17 protein-coding genes are annotated in these 26,767 nt (G+C 56.9%); 12 read left to right on the top strand and 5 right to left on the bottom strand.

Features of this window, described 5'->3' with window-relative positions; translation table 11 throughout:
* Nucleotides 1-852: 852 nt before the first annotated feature.
* A complete protein-coding gene (locus ACWJJK_RS06055; RefSeq protein WP_454128755.1) occupies nt 853-3,114 on the top strand; it encodes a TonB-dependent receptor family protein in 2,262 nt (753 codons plus the stop codon).
* An 800-nt stretch (nt 3,115-3,914) separates the two neighbouring features.
* On the opposite strand, the gene ACWJJK_RS06060 is transcribed toward ACWJJK_RS06055, so the two are convergent.
* Entirely contained in the window at nt 3,915-9,059 is a 5,145-nt protein-coding gene (locus ACWJJK_RS06060; protein WP_454128756.1) for a hypothetical protein, read from the bottom strand.
* A gap of 13 nt (nt 9,060-9,072) precedes the next feature.
* Nucleotides 9,073-9,762 (bottom strand): hypothetical protein, encoded by a 690-nt coding sequence (locus ACWJJK_RS06065; RefSeq protein ID WP_077728880.1) that lies wholly within the window; start codon nt 9,760-9,762, stop codon nt 9,073-9,075.
* Between the two features lie 1,134 nt (nt 9,763-10,896).
* Between ACWJJK_RS06065 and ACWJJK_RS06070 the strand changes: the two genes are divergently transcribed.
* From ACWJJK_RS06070 to ACWJJK_RS06100, 7 genes are all read left to right on the top strand, one after another.
* Nucleotides 10,897-11,436, top strand: coding sequence for a copper resistance protein NlpE (locus ACWJJK_RS06070; RefSeq protein ID WP_077728881.1), 540 nt, complete (start codon nt 10,897-10,899; stop codon nt 11,434-11,436).
* Between the two features lie 606 nt (nt 11,437-12,042).
* Nucleotides 12,043-13,158, top strand: coding sequence for a TolB family protein (locus tag ACWJJK_RS06075; RefSeq protein WP_454128757.1), 1,116 nt, complete (start codon nt 12,043-12,045; stop codon nt 13,156-13,158).
* A gap of 959 nt (nt 13,159-14,117) precedes the next feature.
* Entirely contained in the window at nt 14,118-14,426 is a 309-nt protein-coding gene (locus ACWJJK_RS06080) for a hypothetical protein (protein ID WP_077728883.1), read from the top strand.
* Nucleotides 14,427-14,538: 112 nt separating this feature from the next.
* The gene (locus ACWJJK_RS06085; RefSeq protein ID WP_454128758.1) at nt 14,539-14,904 is read left to right on the top strand and encodes a hypothetical protein; all 366 of its coding nucleotides are present in this window, start codon (nt 14,539-14,541) and stop codon (nt 14,902-14,904) included.
* A gap of 1,004 nt (nt 14,905-15,908) precedes the next feature.
* Nucleotides 15,909-16,628 (top strand): TorF family putative porin, encoded by a 720-nt coding sequence (locus ACWJJK_RS06090; protein WP_168175351.1) that lies wholly within the window; start codon nt 15,909-15,911, stop codon nt 16,626-16,628.
* Nucleotides 16,629-16,956: 328 nt separating this feature from the next.
* On the top strand, nt 16,957-17,664 hold the full coding sequence (locus ACWJJK_RS06095; RefSeq protein ID WP_210023866.1) for a zf-HC2 domain-containing protein: 708 nt from the start codon (nt 16,957-16,959) through the stop codon (nt 17,662-17,664).
* Complete coding sequence (locus tag ACWJJK_RS06100) at nt 17,661-18,968, top strand: S8 family peptidase (RefSeq protein ID WP_077728887.1); 1,308 nt, start codon at nt 17,661-17,663, stop codon at nt 18,966-18,968. Before ACWJJK_RS06095 ends, ACWJJK_RS06100 begins: the two co-directional genes overlap by 4 nt.
* A 71-nt stretch (nt 18,969-19,039) precedes the next feature.
* Here ACWJJK_RS06100 and ACWJJK_RS06105 read toward each other — a convergent pair whose 3' ends face one another.
* The 3 genes from ACWJJK_RS06105 to ACWJJK_RS06115 all read right to left on the bottom strand — a co-directional run bounded on the left by ACWJJK_RS06105 (nt 19,040) and on the right by ACWJJK_RS06115 (nt 23,513).
* The gene (locus ACWJJK_RS06105; protein WP_245245518.1) at nt 19,040-19,669 is read right to left on the bottom strand and encodes an RNA polymerase sigma factor; all 630 of its coding nucleotides are present in this window, start codon (nt 19,667-19,669) and stop codon (nt 19,040-19,042) included.
* Between the two features lie 735 nt (nt 19,670-20,404).
* Nucleotides 20,405-21,454 carry a hypothetical protein gene (locus ACWJJK_RS06110; RefSeq protein ID WP_086134540.1) on the bottom strand — a complete coding sequence of 350 codons (1,050 nt, stop codon included), beginning with the start codon at nt 21,452-21,454 and terminating at the stop codon, nt 20,405-20,407.
* A 1,159-nt stretch (nt 21,455-22,613) separates the two neighbouring features.
* On the bottom strand, nt 22,614-23,513 hold the full coding sequence (locus ACWJJK_RS06115; RefSeq protein ID WP_086134539.1) for a LysR family transcriptional regulator: 900 nt from the start codon (nt 23,511-23,513) through the stop codon (nt 22,614-22,616).
* A 136-nt stretch (nt 23,514-23,649) separates the two neighbouring features.
* Here ACWJJK_RS06115 and ACWJJK_RS06120 point away from each other — a divergent pair, with 136 nt between their 5' ends.
* The 4 genes from ACWJJK_RS06120 to ACWJJK_RS06135 all read left to right on the top strand — a co-directional run bounded on the left by ACWJJK_RS06120 (nt 23,650) and on the right by ACWJJK_RS06135 (nt 26,751).
* A complete protein-coding gene (locus tag ACWJJK_RS06120; protein ID WP_086134538.1) occupies nt 23,650-24,195 on the top strand; it encodes a carboxymuconolactone decarboxylase family protein in 546 nt (181 codons plus the stop codon).
* 148 nt (nt 24,196-24,343) lie between these two features.
* Nucleotides 24,344-25,627: a pyridoxamine 5'-phosphate oxidase family protein gene (locus ACWJJK_RS06125; protein ID WP_156880436.1), complete on the top strand. Its 1,284-nt coding sequence runs from the start codon at nt 24,344-24,346 to the stop codon at nt 25,625-25,627.
* A 13-nt stretch (nt 25,628-25,640) separates the two neighbouring features.
* Entirely contained in the window at nt 25,641-26,246 is a 606-nt protein-coding gene (locus ACWJJK_RS06130) for a glutathione S-transferase N-terminal domain-containing protein (RefSeq protein ID WP_086134536.1), read from the top strand.
* Between the two features lie 31 nt (nt 26,247-26,277).
* Nucleotides 26,278-26,751: a DUF1348 family protein gene (locus tag ACWJJK_RS06135; RefSeq protein ID WP_086134535.1), complete on the top strand. Its 474-nt coding sequence runs from the start codon at nt 26,278-26,280 to the stop codon at nt 26,749-26,751.
* The last annotated feature ends 16 nt before the right edge of the window (nt 26,752-26,767 follow it).

Consider the following 26,767-nt stretch of genomic DNA (forward strand, 5'->3'; position numbering starts at 1 on the left):
AATCCAGTGCACAAGGAAGTGAGAGGCCTTTGCCGTCCTTGGCGTCTGGACCCCGGCATTCCCTGCCGGGGTGACGTCATTCGTCTTAACTTAACGGCAGTGCGGCTCTGTCGGGGGACTCGCAGAGTTTGACATTTCCGGGAGTCAGGTATTGTCCCAATTTCGCTGGGCCGTCATTCCAATCGCAAACGGGCGTTCTGGGAGCGCCAGAACGCCCCTTCCGGCAGGGATTGCTCACCCCGTCCTTGGGGTTCGTCCTTCGGACCGTGCTGCGCACGTCCAAATTTGCTCCGGGCAAATTTGTGCCGGACAAACCGGCAGGACAGCCGGTTTGCACGCATCGCGCCCGAAGGGTGCCGGGCAGGATCGCCCGGCATGAATCCAGTTCACAGGGATTGTGAATGGTCGAAACCATCCGTGGTCACTGGACCCCGGCACTCCAATCGCAAACGGGCCTTTAGTCGACCCCTTCCCTGCCGGGGTGACGACATGGCTTTTGCCCGATGGCGGTCAGGCCCCTTTGAGGGGCCAGCCGTCGAAAGCCACCGGCTTTGCCGGTGGATCGTTACTTTTAGAAAGCAGCCGATCGTCAATTTACCACAGCACCAGGCCCGCACGGCGAGACGGTTTGCTCCCGACAACTTGCCGAGTTTCAGCATAGCCCGCGCGTGTGCCGATTGAGGAACGAGGCCGGAAAAAGCCCCCTTCTCCGATCAGAAATGATTTACTGTTCAACGTCGTAATAGTTCTCAAAAAGAGATTGATTATCATTAATCTTAGATATACAGTGAAGCCATGCCGTTTAAGCGAGTTTCTTAGCGCAGGCACTGATTAAAACCTTTGGGGGAAGGTATGTTGCTATCCAAGCGAATCGTTGGGCCATTGTCATTGGCCTGTCTTTCGGTGAACCTGGCGTCACAGGTTCAGGCAGATGATCAAGCTGCGCCACCGGCAAGCCTCGGCACGATCCAGGTCGTAGGCAGCGAGGAGCAAGCCAGGGATATGCCGGCTTCAGCGCAATACATCGACACTTCGGAAATTCGCGATCAAAGTTACAGCGACGTCAACCGCATTTTACGTCGCGTGCCCGGCGTCAACATCCGGGAGGAGGATGGTTTCGGATTATTTCCCAACATCAGTTTCCGCGGCGTCGACACGACCCGAAGTGCCAAGATTACCGTGATGGAGGACGGTGTCTTGACCGCGCCGGCGCCTTATTCCGCACCCGCCGCTTATTTTTCACCCGCTGCCGGACGCATGAGCGGCATTGAGGTCTTGAAAGGCTCGAGTCAAATCAAATACGGCCCGCATATCACCGGCGGGGTGCTCAACTATCTGTCAACCCCGATTCCTGACAGCGGCAAGGCCTATCTGAAATTTCTCTACGGCAGTTATAACGAAGTCAGAACGCACGGGTTTGTTGGCGATACCTTGAGCACGGAAAACGGCCGTTTCGGTTACTTGGTAGAAGGCTTTTACCGCGGTTCGGACGGGTTCAAGACTATTGATGAAACACCCGATTTCCGCAATGGCGACGAAACCGGATTTCAACAGGTCGAGCCGATGGTGCGTTTGTCCTGGGAACCCAACACGGATATCTACCAAAAGCTCGAGGTCAAGTTCGGCTATTCGAATATGGATGCCGATGAAACCTATCTCGGCTTGAGCGACAACGATTTCAGGAAAGATCCTTATCGGCGGTATTCGGCCTCGCGCTTCGATAATATAGCAACCGAGCACTTTAGAGGATTTGCTCGTTATTTCATTTCTCCGACCGAGAATTTGGATATTGTCACGACGGCTTACTACAGTGAATTCAACAGGAATTGGCAAAAGTTGAACGATCTCAGGGGCGGGGTAACGGGCAATATGGATCTATCTGCCGCCCTGGCGGGCGCCAGGAACGGTCTGGGTCTCGACTGTTTGAAAGGGAACATCGCGTGTAATTTGAGAGTGCGTGACAACAACCGCAGTTATTATTTGGGCGGTGTTGAAACAGTTGCGAATTATCGTCTTGATTTAGGCGCCACACATCACGAGCTCAGTGGGGGATTCCGTTATCACGAGGACCAGGAAACCCGGTTTCAGCACGATACTCTCTATAACCAGGCGGCGGATGGAACGATTATCGGCAAGACCGTCGGTGCGCCGGGAAGCCAAGACGACAGAAAAGGCTTGACCAATGCTTATGCCTTTTTCCTGAAGGACCGCATCGAGTGGGGGAAATGGGGTTTTACTCCGGGTATCCGTTACGAGCACTTGTATCAGACATATAAGAACAACCTGTCGCCTGCGAATAACGGCAGCAGCTCTCTCGATATGTATGCCGGAGGCGCGAGTCTCGATTATCGTTTTAACGAAGACTTCATGATGTTCACTAGTGTTCATCGTGGGTTTTCGCCGCCAGGTCCCCAGGATGCCGTGGTTGACAAGCTTAAGGAAGAAACCAGTAACGCCTATGAACTCGGTGGACGCTATACCCACGGTGCGTTCTCCGCCGAAGTTATCGGATTTTATACGCAGTTCGAGAATTTATTGGTTATCGACAGCATAGGCGGCACCGGCAGCGATGCGAATCAAAACTTCGGCAAAGTCGACAGCCGCGGCGTCGAACTGGCTCTGAATTTCGATGCCGGCGACGCTTTCGCATGGGGTTTCCGCAATCCTTACTTTTTGTCATTCACTTATACCGACGCGGTGCAGCTGAACGATGCCGCCTCTACCAACCCGGAATCGATTTTCAGCTTCGGCAAGGAAGGCAACCGCGTACCCTATATTCCCGAGTACACGCTCAGCTTCGGCAGTGGCCTGCACTTCGACCATTGGGGGGTGGACGTCGTAGTTAACTATGTCGGCGAAACATACACCAGCGCGAGCAACACCAGCGAACAAGTCAACGGCGCAGGCCAACCGGATGCCCGCTTCGGCAAGACCGACGACTTTGTCCTTCTCGATATCTCCGGCTACTATCAACTCACCAAGGGCGTAAAGGTGTTGGCAGGCGTCCAGAATGCGACGGACGAGGAATACATCGTGTCACGACAGCCGCACGGTCCACGCCCCGGCATGCCTTTATTCGCCTACGGCGGCTTCGAGCTGGATTTCGACATTTAGAGCATTTTGCGGTTCGGTGTGTTAGCAGGCCGGGAAGCCTTTTCCGACGAAACCGAGCTTCACAGACCCGCGCATTGGCAAAGGATTGCCGGCCTACTGCTTATTCCTGCCTTCATGTTTGTGGCGCGGGGGAGTCTTCGGACCAAAAGGATGCCATAGGGGGTACGCAGAGCGGACATAACGACGGGATCCGTGCAGCCTGCCGCGAAATCGCGGCAAACTGGCTTGAATGCCCCGCCGTCGCTTCCCGTCAAAAGTACAATGAATCGCGCATCCGGCGGCAATTACTCCGCCGGGGTCTCCATTGCCACGGCTCGTTCGCTTACAGTCAAAGTCCAGCGAAGGGGGAGTCGTAGGTTTATCTCCGAAGCACGCCAAGGCCGTGTCCGAGCCATCGCAGGTGGTCCGTTTCCCAAGCTCCGCGGCAGGGGGTAATGCCAATGCATCACGATCCTGCCGCTATCCCGCGCCATTTCGTCAAACTCCTTTCCGCTGCCACGACCGCTCCTTAGAGCGTTTTTCATCCCGGTGTACGGCTTCGTGTCGGGCGGGAAGAACGTAGGTCGGCAATCCCTTGCCGACTTATCGGCTCGGCAAAGGATTTTGTTGGAAGGGTCGCGACTAAAGCGACCGTTTGCGATTGGAAGGGTCGCGACTAAAGCGACCGTTTGCGATTGGAAGGGTCGCGACTAAAGCGACCGTTTGCGATTGGAAGGGTCGCGACTAAAGCGACCGTTTGCGATTGGGAAGGGATTGCCGACCTACCTATCGGGCGCTCTGACACCGAATCGGAAAATGCTCTAGTCCCTGACCACCAGCCGCCCCCAGGTACCCCCGGCGAACAGATGAGCCGGACCGTCCCGATAGAGCCAAATTCCGGGCTTCGCGCGTTCGACTTCCGCCGTGAGCGTCACCCCGGGCGTCACCAAGCGCGACCAGGGGGAACCGAAATTCGGGACGTCGTCCTTGAACGAATGCCCGTACAGTTGGAAGCTGTGCTGACGGGCGCGGCCGGCCGGATGGACCACGTGGAAACGCAAGCGCTCATCCGCTTTGGCTTCGAAATCGACGAAGGCTAAGGGTTGCCGATCATCGGTGAAGAAGTCGTTCGCGAAGACGTTGTCATTGAGGTCCTGGGTTTCCTGACCATGCGCATTCGGGTGTGGATCCAGTCCCATGCGCACCCAGAAAGGCGCACTGTGGTAGTTGATGCCTTGCTCGCCGAGATCATAGGAATCGTCGCAGATGCGGCAGTCGGGAACGGGCTGTCCGTTCTTGTGCAGATTCAGCCCGTCTTGATAGACCACGACGAATTCCCGCGCATAGTTCTTGGTGTCATCCTCCCAGACCACGGCCGAGAGACCGGAGGCTCGTTCGAAAGGAATTTCGGTACCGTGGGGCCGGCCTCGCGAGTCCACGTAAAAATCCTCGGGGTCGAACAACTTGGCGTCGGCCGGTTCGATAATGAGCGCGCCGATCAGACCGTGCGTGCCATGGCCGATGACGTCGCCGTGGGAATTCAATCCCGCCGCGAGCGGTTTATTGAAGGGTTCGATGACGAGGCTTTCGACCTTGCCGCCCTTCCGGTCGATATTCACCCGGCCCGCGAACCAGTTGTAAGTTCGCGTTTCGCCTGGGACCGCCAGCGCTTTATCGATGCGGTTGAAACCCGCGACTGCGCCGTTTCCGGCATTGACGTCCAAGGCCACCAGCTGCGGATGGAGCGAGACACGGTTCGACGGCGGTGCGTCCAGCAAGCCCTCGTTGTGCTCGTCCACATTGATTTGGGTGATGCGCGGCATGAGTGCGTCGCCCGGGCGGTCCGACAGACGCGTCCCCAGGTGATTGGTCAGCTTCACCACCGCGCAATGCCCTGCCTTGACCCGAAGCACGAGTGGCGTCAAAGGCTTGCCGTTGCGAATCGCTTCGACATCGCCAGCCGGAACGAAAACCAGACCGTCCGGGTCATCCAGGCCGTGGACATCGTCGTAGCGCATTCCCCTCTCGCCCAGCAGGTCCTTCACTTGCCAAGCTTCTGTAGCGTATTCAGACCGAGGTGCATTTCGGGGACAACCGTCACCGGCCACCAATTGTCCCGCTTGGGGATCGCTTATCCTGCCGTCGGTATTGTCGTCCAGAACCGCCAGCGCGCAATGATCGTCGCTACGCCCGCCGTCCGGGCAACTGTTCGGCCCGTCGAGGTGCTGCCGCGCGACCGGCTGGGCGGCGCAGCCGGCCTGCCGGAGTTTGTCAATGAAGGGCTTGCGCTGTGCCGCATCCTTGTCCGGCGCGCTGGCTTCGAGCAAATCGACTTGTCCGACTTTCAGCACGCCATGCTCGTCCTCGCATGCCGCCGGGTCGAAAACTTCAGGGCTGGCGAAAGCGCGCAACAGTCCCCAACTGCCGTTCCACAAGTCGTCCTGAGTGCCGAAGTGGAAGAGGTAGTCGGCGGTACCGAGTCCGGCGCCGATGTTAGCCAGATTGACCGTGTCCATCTCGAAATGTTCGGAAATTCCGATTTCCTGGGCATTGATCCAGGGCGCAGTCGGGTTCTTCGCTTCCCTTCGCCAGGCCAGCCCGTGTACGGTGAAACCGTGCTGGACTTCCTGCGCCCCCTGGATTACGCGCAATTGAACCCGGTCGCCCTCATAGGCCCTGAAGGGCTTCAGGAAGGGATCGCCATGCGGTGCCGAGGAGCTAAAGACATAAGCCAGATCGCTGGGGCGACACAGCGCCGGGCGCGCGCTTTCGGGGTCGTCCAGATGCCCTGCGCATTCGCCGGGCTTGAGCTTTGAAAAATGACTGCCGCTTGCGGGGCTGTCGCGTTCGCCGATACGCAGCGGGATGGGCTCGTGTTTGTAATTGACCAGATAGGGATTGTGGTGGTCGGTGGAAATCGCCTCGGGCATGGCCGGCGGATCGACGGGATAGCCGTGCAGCTTGCGGTAGGCGACGTAATAGTCCTCCACCGTGGTGTTCACCTTGCCCGCCATGCCTTCCGGCAGAGCCGGACCTTGCGTTTGCCCGGCATCGTAGAGCAACGCGAAATCGGCGATGGCCAGGGCGAATTCGCGCGTGTCGGGATGCTTTTCCCTGGCTTCCGCCTTGACCACCATGCCGCGCGAGCCGACCGCGAAAGATTCGCGGCATGTACGCTCCGGTTCGGTGACGGGGGCGCGGCAGGCAATATCGCGGCTGGCGCCGGCGACGTTTTGCTCATTTCCGCCGGGTAATCGCCGCTTGCCCGTTTTCATGTCGGTACCGTCCGGGGTACGCCAAACCGAGCCCTTGGGTTCGACCAGCATGGCGTTGTAAAACCCGTGATGCTGAATCGAGGACGGCGCGAAGTGATCGTGCGTGAATACCGTGCCCAGCGTGCCGTCGCCGTCCTTATGGTCGTGGGCATCCGCCCACCAGCGCTGGATGGTGGTCTGAAACACCGGACGGCCCTGCTTGTTGGTCTTGGCGCGAGGCTTAGGCTTGATTTGGCCGAGGTGATCCTTCACCACGCCGAAGCGGCTGGCTTCGGACAGCTCCTTGATCGCTTCCCAGGCCAGTGTGCCATCCTCGTAATTGAAGCCGTTGCCCGAGCCGTCCGCAGCGAGGACATCGAATTTGACCAGATGGATGTGTTGACCGATGGTGTCGGTAGGCGTGGCGACCTGGAAATCGTCGCGTCTCACCGTGGCACCGGCACGGTTGGTATGCAGGAACTCCACGCACTCGCCCGATTCCACACGGAAGAAGAATGGCTCGGCCGCGGCGGTTTTTTTGCCTTCGTAACGAGCAACGTCCCGGTCCAGAACATTGATGCGTGACTGCGGGTCATGCCAGCCGTGTTCGTTGGTTTGAATGTCCAGATCGATCACCGAAGCGCGGTAACGCCGAATCGGCGCCGTGGGATCCTCGCCGCACGGGTCGGCGAAAGGCGCGCCGGGCCGCCGCGCTTTGCCGTTGACCCGGAATACCGCATCCCGGCCCTCCGGCGTCCGGCTCGGGTAACCGGCGGCGTGTTCATGGAAAGCCATCGCCGCTTTTTCCAATGCGGTGCCCGCTTCGGGCAACAGAATTAGATTCGCGCGGGTGATATGCGCGGTCATGTCGGCGTTCGCCAACTGTTCCGCGGCGGTTCGCCCGCCGTTGAATTCCCGCTCGCCGCCGGTTACAAGGTGCCGCCCAAGACCGCCGTTTTCGACGATGTCGAGCGGAGGCTGCGGCGCACGGTGTCCGGCCTGACCGGGAATGTAAAAAGGGAAGCCTGGAAAGGATTGGGCTATGCGCTTGCTCGGATCGGGATCTTCCGCATAAGTCGGAGCGGGCGCGATGGCGAGCTCAGGCAAGGGAATCACCGCCGGAATAGGGGTGCCGCCCGTGGCGACGCCGGTTCTCGGATCGGTGCCGGGTCCCCATTCTCCATCGGGCAGACGGCGCGTGCCGTCCTCGAAAACGTCGTGGACGCGCCACAACCCCCACATGCCCTGAGCGAAATGCGGGTAGAGATGACAGTGGAAGATCGAATCGCCCGGCGCCAGATTGCGGTTGCCGCTGGCCTCGTGCGCGATGGCGTAGGCAAAGCTTTGTTGCGGCGCGATGGTCTGCGAATCGAGATAATTGGAATACCCGCTTCGACTGGATTCCCACTGATGTGCATGCAGGTGGAACACATGGGTTTCCTTCGGGCCGGCGTGCGAGTTGCGGAACAGCACGGGATCGCCGAGATAGCTGTGATGGACGTTGGACGGATCGTCCTCGTACTGAGGCAGCAGCGCGGGATCGCCGTTTGCCCAGGATTGCAGGAAAAATTCTTCGTAAAGGCAGTCGACGCAATCCTTGGCCGGTCCTTTGCCCAGGCGGTTGGCCAGCAAGATGGTGCCCATGCCGCTCGCGCCGTAGTTGATGGCAAATCCGTCTCGCACCCCCGCCAATTGCGGGTTGGTGGCGAGAATGCGAAAGTCCTCGGGATAGACGGTCTTCAGTTCATCATGGAAGGTGACCGTGAATTCGCGGCCGCTCTTGCCGCTGTCGTGATCGACGATGATGGCATCCAAGGGACTGTGTATCAGTTCGAACCGGTCGTTGCCAAGCGGCTTGAGCAGGTTCAGGATGGGATCGCCGTGCTCGTCGAGCGCTTCATAATCTATAAGCGCGGGCGCCTTGGCCTGCCGTTTCGCTTCCTTGAGTTCGTCGGCGCGGACCGCGCTGCGATACCAGGTGCTGTGTTCCGGTTCCACCGTCACCGTGCCGAACAGGCCGTGTACCAGCGAGCCGCCGTCGCCTTCGCCCCCGGACGGCGCGGCGAGACTGGCGAACAAAAAGGTGCCCTCGCGCTCGGCGCGCCAACGGTAGGTGATTGTGGCCCCCGGAGGGATGCCCTGCAAACCGGTTGCGGAGGGATCGTGGCCATCGGCTTCGACCCGCAGACCCGAAAGTGCGATGGAGGCGCAGCGGGTGGCTGGGGTATTCCCGTGCGGCGGCGGTGTGCCGGCTGGCGCGCACGGGTCGGAATCAGTCCGATGCGCCGATACGACCGGGTTGGCCGCATGGCTTTTTTCCTCGATCGCCTCTTCCTCGATATCGTCGGGATGTCGCTTGGGCCGTTCGGGGCTCAGCAAATTGGTGAAGGTCACTTCGAGAATGTCTCCCTTGTGCGCCCTAAGTGCCAAAGGCCGCGCCCGCTTGACCGACTTCAGCCTGACCTTGCCCGGCCGCAGTTCGGGCTGTCCATCGCTGCTTTCCACATCGCGCTCAAGGGCGTAAATCATGCCGTAGGGGTTGTGGGAACCGAAGCGGTTGTACTGGATATCGTGCTCGATTGCGACGACATCGGCGTGGATGACTCGGGTGTGACGGGCGTCCCCGCCGTTGTCTTTCGCGGGGCGGCAACCGACACCCGCGAGGGTGGTCAGGATGAGAGCGAAAATTGTGATAACGCGTCCGACTTTCATGACGGCATCCCCCCTAAATCAACCAAATTCCGTCTACCAGCAACCCGCTGGGGAACGCTCGCCCTTGCACTCTCTGCAAGGGATCGGGGCCGGACAGGGGATTGAAGGTGTAGCCGTTGCTGACGACGATGCGAAACGTCACGCGCACGGAGCTCGACGTTTTCCAGGAATAAGGCATCCAGCCGCTCGACCAGCGGATCGAGCCGTCGGGACTCTTCAAACCTTGGCTTTGCACCAGGAGTTTTTGTTCAATCGTCTGTCCGGTTTGCTCGTCGATCAATTCGGCCAAGGCAAAGTCGTTGATATCGTCGCGCTGGTCGTAAACCAGAAAATTCCAGCGCGTCATGATGCCTTCGCCGGGCTTGAGGCTGATGCCCTCCACCGCAAGACTGGCGCCGTCGATACCGCGCGTTTTCTGCGACAGCAGATCGATGAAATCAAGGTCCGAGGTGTCCAGTGGATCACGGCTGGCTGGCGCGGTCAGATCGGATGACAGTATTTGGCTGGGCGGCAGGCGGGTTCCGTTGGAGAGATCGATAAGATTCGGATCGTCGAGGATGGCGAAATGCTTACCAAGTCCGGGCGACACCGAGCGGTTTTCCCAAGCATGTCGAAAATCCCGATCCACTCGCGCTCGCCCGCGGACGGCGAAACCTTCGAATGTGCCCTTTTGAAAGATGTTGTTATCGGCTGGAAAGGACATGGCGCCTCCTCGTTTTTGTTATTACGTTGTTGTTAAGGGCGTGAGCAAACTGTTTATCCGCAATCCAGGATGTTTTCCCGCTATTCTCCGCTCGGGTATGCCTATGCTGTCAAGTTAAACCTTGAACTGTTTAATAGTATTGAAAAAGCGGTTCTTAATGCTCTTCAACGCCAGAATCTCTGGTGCCGATATTCAGCCGCATTTGAGGCAGAATTTCTAGAGAGGCGGCAAATTCAAAGAAGTTTTCGATAACCCGTGGTTCGAGATAATCGGCATGAATTTGAATCGACTCGATTTGGGTTACATAAAACCGATTATACTTTCGATCCCCTCTGTCGAAAGGTTATACGGCGCTTATTCATCAACGGGTTATTGCCAATCACTGCTTGCAAGGTTGCCGTCCACTCTGTGCTGAAGGCGCAATGTATTTCATACGACACAACAAATCCTTTTCAGCACATCACAAAACCAATTTGAGCAATAAAGTAGAACGGCTACGAGATTTTGTCGGCAAAATATAAAGTCTGACGAAATATCCGGGCGAGTCTTTTAGGTCTTCAACCAAAGAACTGATCCGGCACTCAAACTCTCAAATTCATTCCTCTTACCTGGGAGGAAGCCAGTCCTGCAAAATCAAGCCATGTGTATTATTTGCTAGCCATGAGCCTTGCTACGAAGTGAATCTTCTGGATATACGTTAAGCCGGGGTCCGTTTGTATTAGGCGATAGGTATCTTGTGCCGGAGCGTGCACGCTCCGACAAGGATTCGTCTGTGAAAAATTACCCTGGCACGTACAATTTGTCCCTTGTTTGGTTTCGAAGCGGTTAACTGTGTTGGAATGTAAGAACTGCCCCCCTTTCGCCCGTGCTCAAGATTCGCCTCGATCGTCTCAAGATCGGCCTCAACGGGCGTTCACCTCTGCCGATACCGGCCTTCCCGAGCGTCAGCTCTCTTCGAGACCGAATCGGTGGTTCGTTCCCAAAGGCGCCATTGAATACGCGATTCCAGTTGCCGGCACACGACAAGACAGAACGTGAAGTCAAATTAACACGCCCTCGGTGGCGTACAATATCACACGCATATCCGCCTCATGGGCTACGCTGGTTTCGGACATAGAACACGAGAAATCCCTTATGAAAGCATCGAACAGGAAAATGACTCAAAAGGTGTTAGTCATTGTTTTCGGCGCATTGCTGTCCTCGCTTAACCCCGCTTGGGCAGAAACCGATAAGGAAATCCAAGAGAAAGCGCTCAAAGCTCGCGAACAGAGCCAGCACGGTGCCATGGATCATTCGGCTCATGCCAGCCCCGAGGGAGCGGCAGGCAAATTTCGGGGCGTCTTTTACGGCTACCTGCCGTGTCATGAAGAAGATTGCAACGGTCTGAAAATGACCCTGTCCTTGAATGCCAAGAACAACTATCTTTTGGTCATCCAACCCGCAAAGCCGCAAAACCGAGAGTCCTTCGAAAAAGGAAAATACGAATGGAACGACACCAAAGGTGTCGTCTTGTTGACCCCCAACAAAGAGGCCCCTCAGCGTCGGCTCGCCATTAAAGATGAAGGCACTTTGCTCTATCTAAGCGACGACGGGGCGCCATTGCCTGGAGACCAGGACAGGTATCTGCTGCAACGGAGCGACAGGGCCGGCAATCGGGAAATGCACATCCATTGACGAATACTGCGCCAAAGGACAATTGGCGAAGAATTGAAGTTCAAACGAGCTCCGATAGTTTGTTTTCGGGTGGGTAGTTTTCGGCCTCAACGGCCATTCGTCCTTCCAAGGCCCGCCATTCCTGAGCGGCCGCTTTTCCAAAATCGAGCGAGTCGTCAGTGCCCAAAGCTACCGGTCGCCACTCTGCGGATTCAAGGGCGGGTTACCGAGTGGAGTGGTCATTCGCGTCCACAAGCCGACAGGCTGCTGAGGCAATGATCGACAGTGACTCTCGCCGAGATCCTGCACGCACGAGCGAGCTTTGCGGAAAGCGGCCGCCCCACACATGGATGCTAGGTGTGGCGACCTGAAATCATAAAGCGCTGGAAGAGCAAGCGGCTGCATTCGTACCCGGGCTATCAGAGCTCGGATCAATTTGAGATAAATGGCCGAATGGCCAATGCGGCTTGACTGGGGTGTCCCTTTCTACTTGACCATGTCAAACATTAAAACATTAGAAACTTCTCATTGACCACGTCAAACATTAGACATAATCTGACGCCGCAACGACAGATAAGGAGGGGCTTATCGCAAAAATTGCGATGCGGTGTAGCATAAGCTTTGTTTATGAAAAACAGTACGAAGTATTATCCATCTGAAATGACGGGGCGGGGTATGAAAGAGAAATGCCTTATTCTAAGGCTCTGTTCCGTGGCGCCGGTACTCATCCTGGCGCACGGGGTTTGTGATGCGATGCCGGGTATGGACATGCCGGGTAACGAGAGCGCCAAAGCGATTCCGCCAATATCGAAAAGTATGGGCGAACCGCTCAACTCGGCTGGTGCGGACTTCGAGATCAGCTACAGCGCCGACGGGAAAACCGCCATCTTTACCTCCACCCGTCCGGGCAGCGTAGAGTCGTCTGGGACCCCCTACAATTTCGACATTTGGATGTCCCACTATGAGAATGGCGCCTGGCAGGAGCCCGTCCATTTGGGACCGGAGGTTGATCCCGCTGTAGGGCCGAACATCAACACGTCCGCCTGGGAACTGGAGCCGAGTTTCTCCGATGACGGAAATGTCATTTACTTCACGAGATACGAGCCGGGTAATCTGTCCACCGGCGATCTCTACGTCACTCAAAAAGTCGATGGCGTCTGGCAGCCGGCCAGAAACTGGAACGAAGTTCCCGAGCTGCCGCACATCAATACGCCGACTGGCGAGGAGCACTGCCCAATCATCGCTTCCGACAGCCTGATTTACTTCAGCTACCAACAACCGGGAGTAACGCAAGATAGCGACATCTGGAAGGTTGAGAAGAAGAACGGCGTCTGGCAGAAGCCGCAGAGCCTCGGTCCGAGGACCAATTCGCCGTACCGCGACCACCTGCACTGGACCGGACTGTCAAAGGACGGCAAGAGCATAATCGTTACCAGCACGCGGCCTGACCTCGGTTCGCGGGGCGGCCATGATGAGTGGATCGCATACCAGAATCCGAAAGGTGAATGGCAGGAACCATTGAACCTCGGTGATACCATCAATACCGCCGGCGAAGACATGTGCTGGAGCTTCACGCCCGATGGCGAGAAGTTCACTGGAGGTTGGGGGCAGCCGGGTACCTACGATCTTGACCTCAGGTGGGTCAACAAGGATGACATTCCTCTGCTGAAGAACTTCAAGCCGATCGGTCCGCCGCCCAACCTGCTCGCCAGCAGCAGGACAAAGCAGAAGAATATCAGGTAATTGCTGTAGCCCTATATCAAGAACCAGACTGTCTCAGCGGCGCATTCTCGAAAAGGACAAAGGGACGGCGGTTTGCCTATGAATATGAAACGGAGAGGGTCTGCGAGAATCCTCTCCGTTTGTTTTTTCCTTGAGTTTCAACCGCTTGGATTATCGGCTGGGTGAAATCGGCGCATGTGAAAGCCGATTGCCATTTGAAATTGCGCCCTGGCACCAATGTGGCGCTGATCAATGCCTTGGCGCGTGTGATCGTTACCTATAAGGACCGGCGAATGACGCTTCGCGCTGGAGCGCTTCGAACCGGCCTCCTACGAGAAATGGCAGGCGCTCGTCAGCGAAGAGCGTGATTCGCCCGAGGCTACCGAGTCGGTAACCGGGGTAGACCCAACACGCCTGTCACCGGCCGCCATTTAATCCTGTCGATTGTCGCTCCGTGCCTGTTCCGATCATTCACTCAGGGTGGCCACGGCGACCGGAATTCGGCCATTTCTGCCGTTCGCACTTAGAGCGTTTTCATCTCGCTCGTACGGCGAAACAGGCCTGGCAGGAGTCGTTGGCGCCTTCGGCCAGGGTAGATCGACTCAATCGTAGGTCGGCAATCCATTGCCGACGAACCCGTTGCGTCGGGAATGGATTCCCGATCTACTCGCGAGTTCCCATACAGTCGGTATGAAAATGCTCTAGTTTTCAGCGGGCTTGGAACGTCGGCTTCATGGAACCATGATCGAATTGGTACTTTGGCCGATCTTAAGACCGTTGGGACGCGCGCCGTGAGCGTCCGCGGCTGGCCGCTCGCCGCCGGACCGTAGAAGGCAGAGCCTCCTTTTCAAACCGCCGCGACATCCCGCGGCAAAAAATCCTGACGGCGGTGAACCTTTCCGAATTTCCCGAAATTTACGGTAAAAGAAGGAATGCGAGGATAGGGGAGGCGTTAACCCTGTAATACAAGGAGTTCGATTATGAAATCTTATGCAATAGCAGCAGTACTGTCTTCGGTGATGATGGCCGGGCCTGCAATGGCCGATAACGACTTCCGGGCATTGGGCAAGGTGTCCAGCTTAAAACCGATGACCGAAGGGCAACTCTCTGCTGTCGAAGGCGGGATTTTGTTCCCGTTTAAGAAAGATCACGATCGTAAATTAAACGTTGGTAACGTTAACCAGAACATAGCCGTAACCACGATAACCGCGGTCAACCTAGCCTTGGGCAAGGGCGGCGCCAATCAGAATATTGTGGCGGTCACGCAGCAGAGCATTGGCGGTAAATAACGCGAAGCCCATGGCCCATATCGAATGCTGATGAGGGCCGGAGAACCAGGCGGGGGAACGGTCATACGATCCCCCGCCTTTTTGCTTCAATCAGAAAAGTATGGAGCGGCCGATGAAAACATCATTCAGATGGGGCGGTCTGCTACCGCTCGCTCTCTTATGTACGACTGCGGCCTCCGCTGAATCGGAGTTTCACGCCTTGGATAAGCTGTCCCAGCAAGAAACGGGTATTACTTTGTCTCGGCTGGACGATAGCGCGCTCGATCGAGTGGAAGGCGGGCTGGATGTTACGTCCGGCTCGGTCGATCTGGCATCGCAACAAGCCGTGATGCAAGCGGTGGTGCTTGAGAGCACAATGCAAGCAGCCGATGGCACTGTGACTGAAAAGCGGGTCGATCGCGCGACCTCGCTGTTTCAGGTTTGCATCTCGCCACCCTGTACCCAAAGTTGGCATCTTACGACGTCTTCGCATCTTTAAAATTGTGTCATAGCGATCGACGTCCGCCGGCGTATGGATTGAGGAGCATGGATTGGCGCATCAATCCGTACACCGGTCGTCAGTCGGAAATAGTTTTCAAACGCGGGAAGGGGGCGGCGAAGCATGGGAGAAATCATGGTGATCCGAATAAAGCCCTTTGAGGCGGCGGAGTGTATCTCGCAATCTTTGCTCAAAAGGTATCGACCGCGATAGGCCGGGTTGCGGCTCTTCACCCTCTTGCCGGCGTCGTAACTGCGCTTCTCTTTCTCTTGCACTGTCCTGACAGACAGCTTTTTCGACCTTGTGCTTCCGGTTCCGGTCCGCATATGTGGGGCGGTTAGAGGCACCCAAGGTCAGATTTCTCGATACCGGCCCAACACTGTCAGTAGAAAACCTTCTTTGCCCTCGAACACCCGTCCCAGTCGTATGAACCGAATAAGACGAAAGTCGATCGGATGCTTGAGCGGACGGGAGATTTTACAAAGGACGGACTGCCTATAGCTCGGGAAAGGTGTGCCGTGCTGACTCTTTCGGGCTTGCTGTGTATCCTTCAGGTTGAAAGGTATCCGCCGCAAGAATCTCGGAGGTGGGTTGAACTTTCCAATATTTGGACCGACTCCAAGTAGTATTCCTGGCGGACCGCCGTTATCTTTTTGGTTCCACAACTTGGCATAGCCAGTGGATAGGCATTTGCGCGACTCGATCGCCCAACTGACTCAGGAGGAGTTTCCTATGACAAGCCAACGCCCAACTCCCGGAACCCGCGCTGCTCAGCCCCCGTGCGAGCCTTCTGCCGTGCGCCTTCGCTATGCGCATCACCGGAGTTCCGTCCCTATCCGAGGCCGGACGTGTGAACGCCTGCCGTCCGTCGTCAGCCGAAGATGTGTCGGTCGGACGAATTCTCTCATGGCGAGCTGAGTTCACGCTTGTCGACATCGGATCTCTCCTGATCGTTCCCGGAGAGAATGCGGTCATATCCCTTGCCGAAACCGATCAGAGCTTTCATGAATCGTAGGCTTTCGTGGCTACTGCTCGCCTTGTTCAGTGTTCCGGCGCTTGCCGACTTCAAGGGATCCGTGACCTTCGCAACGGATTATGTTTATCGGGGCTATACGAAGAGCAGGAACAATCCCGTCGGCCTGGGGAATCTGGAATACGAGCATGAACTCGGCTTGTATGCCGGCCTCTGGGTGGCACCGGTGAGTTTCGACGATGAATACTATGATGACCGAGCCCGTGTGGAAATCAATCCTTATCTGGGTTGGGCGACCAAGTTTGCCAAGAACTGGAAGCTTGATCTCGCGGCTAGCCGGTATCTATATGATGGCAAAGTGTTCGGCCAGGACTCGGACTATAACGAACTCTACGGTTCGCTCCATTACCGCGATTTTCTGAGCGCTCGGGTGGCTTTTGCCTACGATACCTATAACCGTGGCGCCAAGACCTTGGCCTATGAACTGGTCGGCCGCTATAGCCCGGTGGATCGGCTGCAACTGTCCGCGGGCGTAGGCTTTCATCAGGCCGGCGAACTGGCGCACTACGACTACTTTTTCTGGAATGCCGGAGTGACCTGGTACGTGAATCGGTATATTTCGGTCGATTTGCGCTATGTGGATACCAAGTTGCCTTATTACGAGCATCACGAGGACGAGCCTGAGAATGGATCGATATATCTCCAGCCGCTGGATGACCGCTTTCTATTTTCCCTCTCTGTCGGCTTTTAGTGAACTTTTGGCCTGGCCGCGGAATAAATAGAGTAGAACCGCGGATTGACAGGTCCTCTTGTAGGCGATTTATCGCTTACTAGCCGGATAGCCGAACGGTCAAAAGAGCACGGTCGACCTTGTTCGGGTCCAATGGTTTTGTAATGACGACAGGTCGAGTTTCTTTTGAAGGACGCCCCCTAGAATGCAGGCTTATGGGCTAGACCTGTTCGACAGTGGTGTAGCGTTCGAGAAGCGCTGAACGTATGTCTCACATTTGCAAATAGCTCGAGCTCTTCTTGGATGATGGGATGCCTAAGTTGGATGCTCTTATTGTTGGAGAAGCGCGATGAATCTGAGTAAGCCATGCCCGCCGGACCGTGAGCACGATGATGTGTTTTCACTTTTGCCCTGGCATATAACCGGAACCCTAGAGAGCGAAGAGCAGGCGCGGGTGGAGGCGCATTTGAGCCGTTGCCTGATTTGCCGACGTGAACGGGTGAAGCTTTACGCGCTTTCGGAGCGAATCTCTCACACGCCTTGTCCGAATCTGGATCCGCAGGCCGGATACTCTCGCCTGCTCGCCACCATTCGGCAGCGTGAACGATCCGAATCGGCGGCGTTGCACTTCGATCGATTTGGCCGACTTCGAACCTGGCTCCGGCATTTTCCGGTCATCGTAAGCAAGCCACTGACCCGCGTGGCTCTGGCGGTGGTGCTTTTGCTGCTGATCGTCCCCTTGAGCTGGCGCCAGTGGGATCAACTAACGGAGCCCCGGTTTCGAACTTTGGCCGACCCCGCTTCGACCGCAGCCTCGAATCAGGGGGATCTGCGCCTGGTGGTCGAACCGAGTCTTGGCGCCGAACATGTTGATGCGCTCTTGAAAGCAGTCGACGGGAGCCGAGTCGACATGCCCGGTTCGGCGGACGTTTATACGGTCCGACTGGCCGACGGCAGAGACAAGAATGCGAGGATCGAAGCGGCCTTGGCCTACCTTCGGCGCCAACCGGGTGTATTGCTGGCAGAGCCGACAACCGGGCCTTCTTCGGTGCCATGACGTTCAGCTTGATCGCTTTAGTCTTGGCGCTCCTGTTGCAACTGACCGGATGCGTGACGGACCGTGATTTTCCAAGCATCGGTCCCACGGCCGATCCATCGATTGAAGAGCGGCGCATCCTGGTGACTTTCACCGATTCGAGCATCGGACGCAAGGTGCCGGACAATATTCTGGATCGTTATCGCGCACATGGCCGTTACATGAGTTCTGCCTGGAGCACCCGCGTCGCGGTAGATTTGGCGGAGCAGTACGGGCTGAAGCTGATGGCGGAATGGCCTGTTACCATTTTGAGAGTAGTGTGCGTGGTGTACGAAATTCCTGTCGGTCAAATCCCCGCCGATACTATCAAGACCATCGCGCAGGATCGCCGGGTCGAATCCGTACAGATCATGCGGACCTTCCGGGCTTTAGTAAATAATGCGTCGGCTTCCTTCGGCAGTGATCCTTATTTTCGACTGCAAAAAAACTTACAGCGCATGCACATCGAGGAAGCCCATCGTCTGACGACCGGACGGGGCGTTCGCATCGCGCTGGTCGATACCGGTGTGGATGATACCCATCCCGACCTCAGGGGCCAAATCGCTGTCTCTAAAAATCTGGCATCATCGAATCACGATAAACCGACCGATGATATCCACGGGACGGCTGTCGCCGGCATAGTCGCCGCTCACCGTGGAAATGGAATTGGTATTGCGGGAGTTGCGCCCGATGCCAAAATCTACGCGCTTAAGGCGTGTTGGCCGGAGCGCTTCGGTTCCGTCGCTGCAGTGTGCAACAGCTTTACGCTCTTGGCGGCGCTCAATGAAGCCGTGCGTCTTGGCACCCATATCATCAATCTGAGCCTGACCGGGCCTGATGATCCGCTGGTCGGACGGCTTCTTCGGGCGGCGATCGATCAGGGTATCCTCGTGGTCGGCGCGGACGCCCGTGAAAACGGATCGATCGCGGGCTTTCCCGCCAATCAGACCGGAGTCATTGCGGTCCGAGCCGCCCAGGTGGATCGCAAGCCGGAAGCGGCCGCCAACGATGGGATCCATGCCCCCGGTACCGATATTCTTACGACACTGCCGCACGGGAGGTACGACTTCGTGTCCGGTAGTTCCTTCGCCGCTCCCCATGTCACGGGCCTGTTGGCCCTGATGCGGCAACTCAAGCCCAGCTTGACCTCGCCTGAGGCTATAGAACTCCTACACGCGTCGGCGGCGACCTCCGCGCAAGCTCCGAATCCATTGGACCGGATCGTCGATGCTTGCCTTGCACTCGCGCGATTGCTCGGTATCCCTGATTGCGGAAAGCCTTCGTAGCCGATCTTCACGTTCCCGAACCGCCGCTTCATGACTAGGTGGAGAGCTTTCTATCGCGCGAGCAGCCGGCGTCATGACATATCCTCTTCGGAAGGATCCATGAGCTCCGGTGTCAGCTCGTTAAATAAGGTCTGAAGCCTCTTGCGTGCATGAAACATCCGTGTTTTCACCGTATTTTCCGGACAGTCGAGGATGGCTGCGATCTCCTGATAACGAAGTCCATGGCCAAAGGTCAACTCGATAACGGCGCGTTGCTCCTGCGGGAGCGAGTCCAAAGCAACGGAGAGCAGATCCTCGCCTTCCACCTGCCGTGCCGGTGACGCTCTGTTATCCGCCAATTCCTCTCCGAACTCGTCAATAGGCACGGCATGGGCGGATCTGGCCTGCTTCGCCGAGGCCTTAAGCGCCTTTCGATAAGCAATACCGAAAATCCAAGTTGATACCTTACATGTGTAATCAAAGGTCTCGGGCTTTTCCCACACGACTAGCATCGTTTCATTGATCACATCCTCCACCATATCCGGCTGTCGCGTCGCCTGAAAAATAAACCTGGACAAGCGATGATAGAAGGCCGAATACAACATCTCGAAAGCACCCACATCGCGCGCCTGGATACCGGTCATCAGTTCCCGATCCCGATGATCATCGATGCATGAGGCGGTTTGTCTATCAGGCAGGATTAGCGTGGGATCGACGGTCATAGGCAATGAATCGGTACCATGGTTGGTTTTTCCGAAGCAGGAATAATCCGAGTCTAATCTGTAGATTTCGGGAAATTCCGAAAAGGTTCATCGCCGTCAGGATTTTTTGCCGCGGGATGTCGCGGCGGTCTGAAAAGGGGGCCCCTGCCCGATAAGGAGCCGGTCGCCCCCGATTTCTGGGTGACAACTCACTACCCTTACTTAGGCGGACAACCGCCTCATAGAAAAGATTCGGGCGCTGATACTACAGCAGACTCTTTAGCGGGCTAGAGCATTTTCATACCGACTGTACGGGCACTCACGAGTAGGTCGGGAATCCTTTCCAATCGCAAACGGCGTCTTCGGGAGCGCCGAAGCCGCCCTTCCCGACGCCACGTCTCGGCCGCGCATCTTCGTCGGAAGGGTCGCGACTAAAGCGACCGTTTGCGATTGGGAAAGGATTGCCGACCTACGAATGCTTGAATCCATTCACCCGAGCCGAAGGCGCCAACGACTCCTGCCAAGCCGGTTTTGCCGTACGAGCGAGATGAAAACGCTCTACGTACATTCAGGGAAGTCTTGCGGCATAGGCAACCTGCAGGACAACCCCGCCAATCAAGCCAATCTGTCGAGATTCCGCAAATATTTGCGGAATGTACTTAGTAATAGCTCCTTCGAACATTTGAGGGACGTCGCTCCACGCGACGCCCCTCCCGATCGGCGAGTGTGCGATTGGGTTGGCACACTCGTGGGTTACTAGAGCTGGCCGATATTTGTATACAGCCAATGGTCGGTGCCTCTAACGCCGCACAATACCTGAGTGCTACCAACCAAAGTGCAACTGGGGTCGCCGTAAATATTCAAAAATGTTGTACGTTGATACCCGGTCCAGTTACTGCCGTTAAAGGTGTTGACGAACAGATTACTATCCGTGCCCTTAACAGCGCAGAGCGCCCTTGGGGTTGCTGACAGCACGTTGTAAGGCGTGCAACTTGGACTCGAAGTCAGAATGCCTCCGAGGTTTTCAAACGCGCTCCACGCGGAGCTATCGAAGCGAGTGACGTAAAGGGCGCTGTTCGTGGCTCTGACCCCACAGATAAACTGGTTCTCATCGACAAAAGTACAGCTTGGATCGGCTGTGATGGAGCCATCGGCGCTTAGGATCGTTTCCGTGCCCCAGCTCGTGCCATCAAAGCGTAATACCCGGAGCTCGCCCGTCGTGGTAACCGCACCACAGAGGGCTCCGCCTATAAAATCGTCGGTGCAAGTCGGATTGAATATGTGCGCTCCACCGAGGCTTACAAACCCGGTCCAATTGGTGCCATCGAAGCGATTCGCCATAAGGGTACCGTCCGCGTCGATGATGGCGCAAATAGCCTGATTCGTCCCAAAAATCCCCGTACAAACCGGGTTGGAAATGCTGACACCGCCTAACTGTTGGAAACCGCTCCACGAGGCACCGTTATAGCGATTGACGAAAACGGTGCTATCCGTGCCGATCGTGGCGCATAACGCCTGATTATTGCCCACATACGTGCAACTGGGTTTTCCTATGATTATCCCGTCCAGTTCCGTAAATCCGCTCCAGCTGCTGCCATTAAAGATGTTGACGATCAGCGTTCCTGCGCTGCTCACCGTTCCACAGATAGCCTTGCCATCTAACATCAAGCTGCAACTGGGATCTGAAACCACGACTCCACCCTGATTCTGGAATCCGCTCCATTGCGCTTGCACGGCTGTCGGTGGGCAAAGCAGTGAGAATGTGATCGCTGTCGCGCTGATCAATGTTCTGATTGAATTTGTCATGTCAAAACTCCTTTTCGATGTCGGGGGAGCTCCAGATATTAACCAGGCCCGTAAATACCCTCCTGGTAATTCGGGCCGCCGCCCAGGCCGGTACACGCCCGGCCTGGGCTCACGCGGCTTGTCGCCGCGCCGGGGCATCCCTGCCCCGGATTAACCCGGCCTATATTTATAGGCCGGGTTAATAAGCTCTCTCCTTTGGGGCCAAATACGCCGGGAGCGAATCTGGCCTAGCGGAACTCACCCGGGGATGTCGGACAGGAAAGCCCGATGACATTGGGTGAGGGTCTTTTAGCTGAGACAGTTACCCACATCATTTAATCCGAACACGGAGATGTTCGAGTAATCACACTTGATCGCGTGTTCAAGCGTGCATTCACAAACCAGCATTCCCTTCGCCGCACCTATCGACTCGGCAATATGCACGGACGTGGAAAGGTGGGTTCAATCGATGACGGGCCCGGACCACGCGCGATATGGAACCCATTCGATGTGGCGAACCAAGGCAACCTTGGTGTATCGGCGCACCAAGAATCTTCGGGCGGTGCGATTATTGCTTGGCCACAGCGACCGGAATGCACGGTTCGTTATCTCGGAATCGAAGTGGACGATGCCTTGGAAATTTCCGAACAAAACGGAAGTCTGATCGGACTCGATGACGTTTGCCTGAACGGTCGCTTAGGTCGGGCGTTCGGGCACTTTGTGGAGTACGAACGACCCAACTCAGCCGCCGGCCCCTGAAATATCATCTGGGGGCTTGCTGATTTCTTAGGAGTAGTCCCTTCGCGCTGCTCGAAAAGACAGAGTTTGGCCGATCGATTCGAAAACGACGAATGGGTACTATTCGGCCATACCGGCCATCCAACATTCTCGACACCAGTCATTCCTGAACGGCAGCTTCCTCGAAAATCGAGCGAGTTGTTCGTGCCCACTTCTGCAGATAGGCCAGACAGCCGATCGCGAGCTTTAGTAGCTGAGTCACCGGCAAACGATCGGGAGGGCTGAGCGATGACCCTGGCTGCCGGCGGCAAGGCCCATCTCGCGATAGTGTCGCTGGAGGTGAAGGCGGATAAATGTGCAGCGAGGCAATGGATGGAACTCAACGACTCAGCTCAGCCAGCGCCCGGCGCCGCGGCAGAAGCACCCGGCAGGCGCCAATCGATCAATTCAGTGACAACTCCGTCCGCAAACGCTCTGCCGTCATATCGACGAACGAACGGACTTTCGCCGACGAATGGCGACCTTCGCGGTGCAGGATATGGACCGGAACCGGTGGGCTTTCGAATTCGCTGAGAACGATTTTCAGCTTGCCAGTCTGTAGCGGCTCGGCAATTTGGTAGGACAGCAAGCGGGTAATCCCTAAGCCGGCCATCGCCGCACTGGCCGCCGAGTCGTTGTCGCTGACGCTCAAGATCGGTTGTAACTTGAGCGTCCGCGGCAGCCCGTCGCGCAGGAAGCGCATTTCATTATTCGGATTTAGGCCGCGCGCCAGGATGATTTGGTGCTTGAGCAAATCGTCCGGCGTGTGCGGAACGCCGTGCGTTGCCAGGTAGTCCGGCGATGCACACAGTACCTGTCTTACCGAGCCGACTCGCAGTGCCCGGTACGATGAATCGGGCAATTCGGCAATCCGGATCGCCACGTCCACGCCTTCCTCCAGCATGTTGACAACCCGGTCGACGAACAGCGCATTGACTTCCACCGCCGGATAGCGGCGCAAATACTCGACGATGCCCGGCATCACATACAAGCGGCCGAACAAAACCGAGGCGGTAACGGTCAGTTGGCCGCGCGGTTCGGCGTTGATGCCCAGCGCCGCGTTGTCGGCTTCATCGGCCAAGGCGATGATGCGTTTGGCGTCCTCGTAGTATTTCTGGCCGGCCTCGGTCATCCGCACGTAGCGGGTGGTGCGGTTCAGCAATTTAACGCCTAATCGCTCTTCCAATGCCGCCACCGCACGCGTCACGGCCGGTGGCGACATGTGAAGCTTGCGGGCACCGCCGGCAAAACTTTCCGCTTCGACCACCGCGACATACACGGTCATTAAATGGAGACGATCCATTAATAATTCCAGTAATCGAAAGATTTAATTGATATTTTTGATGATTCTTTAATTTGGCGCAACAAGACAGACTATACCCGCCTGCCGAATTTCACGCGGGCGTATGACAAACCCTTTCATTATCTGGAGAACCAACATGAGCCGTATCACCACCGTCAGCAACGAAAGCGCCAACACCGAACAACGTAGCCTGTTGGATGCGATCCAAAGCCAGTTGGGCATGGTGCCTAATTTCCTGCGGGTGTTCGCAAACTCGCCGGACGCCCTAAAAGCCTTCCTTGGCCTGCATCACATCGCCAACCACGGTTCACTGGACGCCGCCACACGCGAGCGCATCGCGCTGGCGCTGGCGCAGCAGAACGAATGCGAATACTGCCTGTCCGCGCACACTGCCATTGGCCGCAAAGCCGGTTTGAACGGGGCGGAAATCGAAGCCAACCGGGCCGGTTCCAGTCAGGATGCAAAGGCGGCAGTGGCGGTTCGATTCGCCCGCGCCCTGGCCGAGCACAAGGGCGAGGTCACCAACGCGGAACTGCAGGCCATGCGCGACGCCGGATTTAGCGAGGCGGACATCGTCGAGGTGATCACCCATGTTGGCATGAACGTGCTGACCAATATCCTGGGTAAAGCCAGTCGGGTTGAAATCGACTTCCCGAAAGTGGCCTTAAAACAGGCGGCCTAGTATTGACCCGGGCCAAGTGCAAGGACGGACTTGTGCCTGGACTCTTGCGCTAAATGGAATAAAGTCTTGCAGATTACGGCTATTCAATACAGTTGGCGGCTGTGTCACGGTAAACGCCAATGTTTCCAACCCAATCAGGAGCAAGCTCATGGCCCGCGCTTTTGCCAAAATCAGTTTCACACCCGACGTGCAGGCAGTACAAACCGAAATGGGCAGCCGCACGGCCTATCGGGCGGCCGAGCCCGGCGAGGCCGAAGAGGTTGTACTGGGCGGCGCCGAGCAAACCTTTATTGCCGAGCGCGACAGCTTTTATCAAGCCACGGTGAGCCAAACCGGCTGGCCCTATGTGCAGCATCGCGGCGGGCCGGTGGGATTCTTGAAAGTGTTGGATGACCGTACCCTTGGTTACGCCGATTTCAGCGGCAACCGCCAATACATTTCGGTCGGCAATTTACGCGGCGACGACCGGGTTAGTTTGTTGCTGATGGACTATCCGCAGCGGCGGCGCTTGAAAATCTGGGGTCGGGCACGAGCGGTGGACGAACGCACCGAGCCGGCATTGCTGGCGAAACTGGAATCGCCCGACTTTCGCGCCCCCGTCGAGCGCGGCATCGTTATCCGGGTCGAAGCCTTCGACTGGAATTGCCCCAAGTACATCACACCACGCTACAGCCAACGCGAAGTCGAAGCGCTGATCGAACAAGCCCGCCGCCAACCCGTAGCGGTGGATAAACCAGTCCCTCGCTCATTGGGCACTGGCGCATTGCCCTTGACCATTACCGGGATTCGGCAACTGACGCCGCGCATTCGCGCCTATGAATTGCGCCATGCCGATGGCGAGCCCCTGCCTGGCTATCGGGCCGGGGCGCATATCCGCGTGCCGATTGAGCTGACCAACGGCGACATCACCAGCCGCGCTTATTCGCTGACCGACGCGCCGGACGATCCGGACTGCTACCGCATCGCCGTGCTAAGAGTGGACGCAGGAGAAGGCGGCTCGTCGGCATTGCACGCCGGCTGGCAACTGGGAACCCGCCTCAACCTCGATCCGCCGGACAACTATTTTCCACTGCACGACGACGACCGCCCGGCATTGTTGATCGCCGGCGGCATCGGTATCACCCCGTTAAAAGCGATGGCCGAGGCATTGGCCGCACGGGGTGCGGATTTTCAACTGCATTACACCGGCCGTGCGCCGCAGGAAATCGCCTTTGTCAAAGACTTGCGACGGCAGTTTCCCAATCGATGCCGGTTTTATTTCAGCCAGGTGCAAAACCCGACTCGGCTGGACGTGTCGGCCCTGCTCGCTAACGTCTCGGCCGATGCCGTCATTTACGTCTGCGGCCCAACCCGCCTGATCGACGCCGTGCGCCAAACCGCCCGCCAACTCGGCATCGCCGAACAGCGAGTGCAATTCGAAAGTTTCACTTAGCCAGGAGAGCATCATGATGACCCTGTATGACGTGCCGCTATCGGGCAATTGCCACAAGGTTCGATTGTTGTTGAGTTTTCTGTCGCTACCGTACCGAACCCAGGCGGTCAATCTAGTCGGCGGCGAACAACGCAGCCCGGATTATTTGCAACTCAATCCGTTCGGCCAAGTGCCGGTATTAGATGACGACGGCTTGACCATCCGTGACAGCCAAGCCATTTTGGTCTATTTGGCCAAACGCTACGGCGGCGAACAATGGTGGTCGGACGATGCCTTCCGCTTGGCGCAAATCGCCGCTTGGCTATTGACCGCCGCCAATGAAATCTTCCACGGGCCGGCCATGCTGCGCGTACACCACAAATTCGGCCGCGCCATCGATACGGCAAAAGCCCAGCAAACTGCCGAAAAAGTACTGGGTATTATCGACCGCCACCTGGAAAGCCGCGATTGGCTAGCCAGCGACACAGTATCCATCGCCGACGTTGCCGCCTATCCCTACGTGGCGCTGGCGCCGGAAGGCGGCATCGACATCGGCGCTTACCCGAAGATCGTCGCCTGGTTTCAGCGCCTTCGAGCCTTGCCCGGTTATGTTCCGATGCCGGGAATGTGGCAGGCTTAACTCACTCACCCTTCAGTGACGGAGAATAATCATGTCCGAGGAAATCAAACCGCCCGTTCCGCCATTTACCGCTGAAACCGCGGCGCAGAAAGTTCGCATGGCCGAAGACGCCTGGAACTCGCGCGATCCGGACCGCGTCGCACTGGTCTATACCGAAGACACACTCTGGCGCAACCGCGTCGAATTTCCGCGCGGCCGCGAGCAGGTGCGGCAATTTTTGCAACGCAAATGGGCCAAGGAACTGGACTATCGCTTAATCAAGGAATTATGGGCGTTTACCGACAACCGCATCGGCGTGCGCTTTGCTTACGAATGGCATGACGATTCCGGGCTATGGTTCCGCAGTTACGGCAACGAAAATTGGGAATTTAACCGACAAGGCTTCATGGAACGGCGCTTCGCCAGCATCAACGATCTGCCAATCAAGCCAGAACAACGGTTGTTCCACTGGCCTCTGGGCCCTCGTCCCGAGGATCACGCCAGTTTGAGCGATTTGGGGTTATGAATAGCGGCTTGGCGGA

Source organism: Methylocaldum gracile (assembly GCF_053646815.1).

Bases quoted from the DNA above. Each gene is read 5' to 3' on its own strand.
- ACWJJK_RS06090 (WP_168175351.1), top strand. From the start codon at position 15,909: ATGAATCGTAGGCTTTCGTGGCTACTGCTCGCCTTGTTCAGTGTTCCG.
- ACWJJK_RS06105 (WP_245245518.1), bottom strand. From the start codon at position 19,669: ATGACCGTCGATCCCACGCTAATCCTGCCTGATAGACAAACCGCCTCA.
- ACWJJK_RS06120 (WP_086134538.1), top strand. From the start codon at position 23,650: ATGAGCCGTATCACCACCGTCAGCAACGAAAGCGCCAACACCGAACAA.
- ACWJJK_RS06075 (WP_454128757.1), top strand. From the start codon at position 12,043: ATGAAAAACAGTACGAAGTATTATCCATCTGAAATGACGGGGCGGGGT.
- ACWJJK_RS06100 (WP_077728887.1), top strand. From the start codon at position 17,661: ATGACGTTCAGCTTGATCGCTTTAGTCTTGGCGCTCCTGTTGCAACTG.
- ACWJJK_RS06130 (WP_086134536.1), top strand. From the start codon at position 25,641: ATGATGACCCTGTATGACGTGCCGCTATCGGGCAATTGCCACAAGGTT.
- ACWJJK_RS06095 (WP_210023866.1), top strand. From the start codon at position 16,957: ATGAATCTGAGTAAGCCATGCCCGCCGGACCGTGAGCACGATGATGTG.
- ACWJJK_RS06125 (WP_156880436.1), top strand. From the start codon at position 24,344: ATGGCCCGCGCTTTTGCCAAAATCAGTTTCACACCCGACGTGCAGGCA.
- ACWJJK_RS06080 (WP_077728883.1), top strand. From the start codon at position 14,118: ATGAAATCTTATGCAATAGCAGCAGTACTGTCTTCGGTGATGATGGCC.
- ACWJJK_RS06065 (WP_077728880.1), bottom strand. From the start codon at position 9,762: ATGTCCTTTCCAGCCGATAACAACATCTTTCAAAAGGGCACATTCGAA.
- ACWJJK_RS06110 (WP_086134540.1), bottom strand. From the start codon at position 21,454: ATGACAAATTCAATCAGAACATTGATCAGCGCGACAGCGATCACATTC.
- ACWJJK_RS06070 (WP_077728881.1), top strand. From the start codon at position 10,897: ATGAAAGCATCGAACAGGAAAATGACTCAAAAGGTGTTAGTCATTGTT.
- ACWJJK_RS06135 (WP_086134535.1), top strand. From the start codon at position 26,278: ATGTCCGAGGAAATCAAACCGCCCGTTCCGCCATTTACCGCTGAAACC.
- ACWJJK_RS06115 (WP_086134539.1), bottom strand. From the start codon at position 23,513: ATGGATCGTCTCCATTTAATGACCGTGTATGTCGCGGTGGTCGAAGCG.
- ACWJJK_RS06055 (WP_454128755.1), top strand. From the start codon at position 853: ATGTTGCTATCCAAGCGAATCGTTGGGCCATTGTCATTGGCCTGTCTT.
- ACWJJK_RS06085 (WP_454128758.1), top strand. From the start codon at position 14,539: ATGAAAACATCATTCAGATGGGGCGGTCTGCTACCGCTCGCTCTCTTA.
- ACWJJK_RS06060 (WP_454128756.1), bottom strand. From the start codon at position 9,059: ATGAAAGTCGGACGCGTTATCACAATTTTCGCTCTCATCCTGACCACC.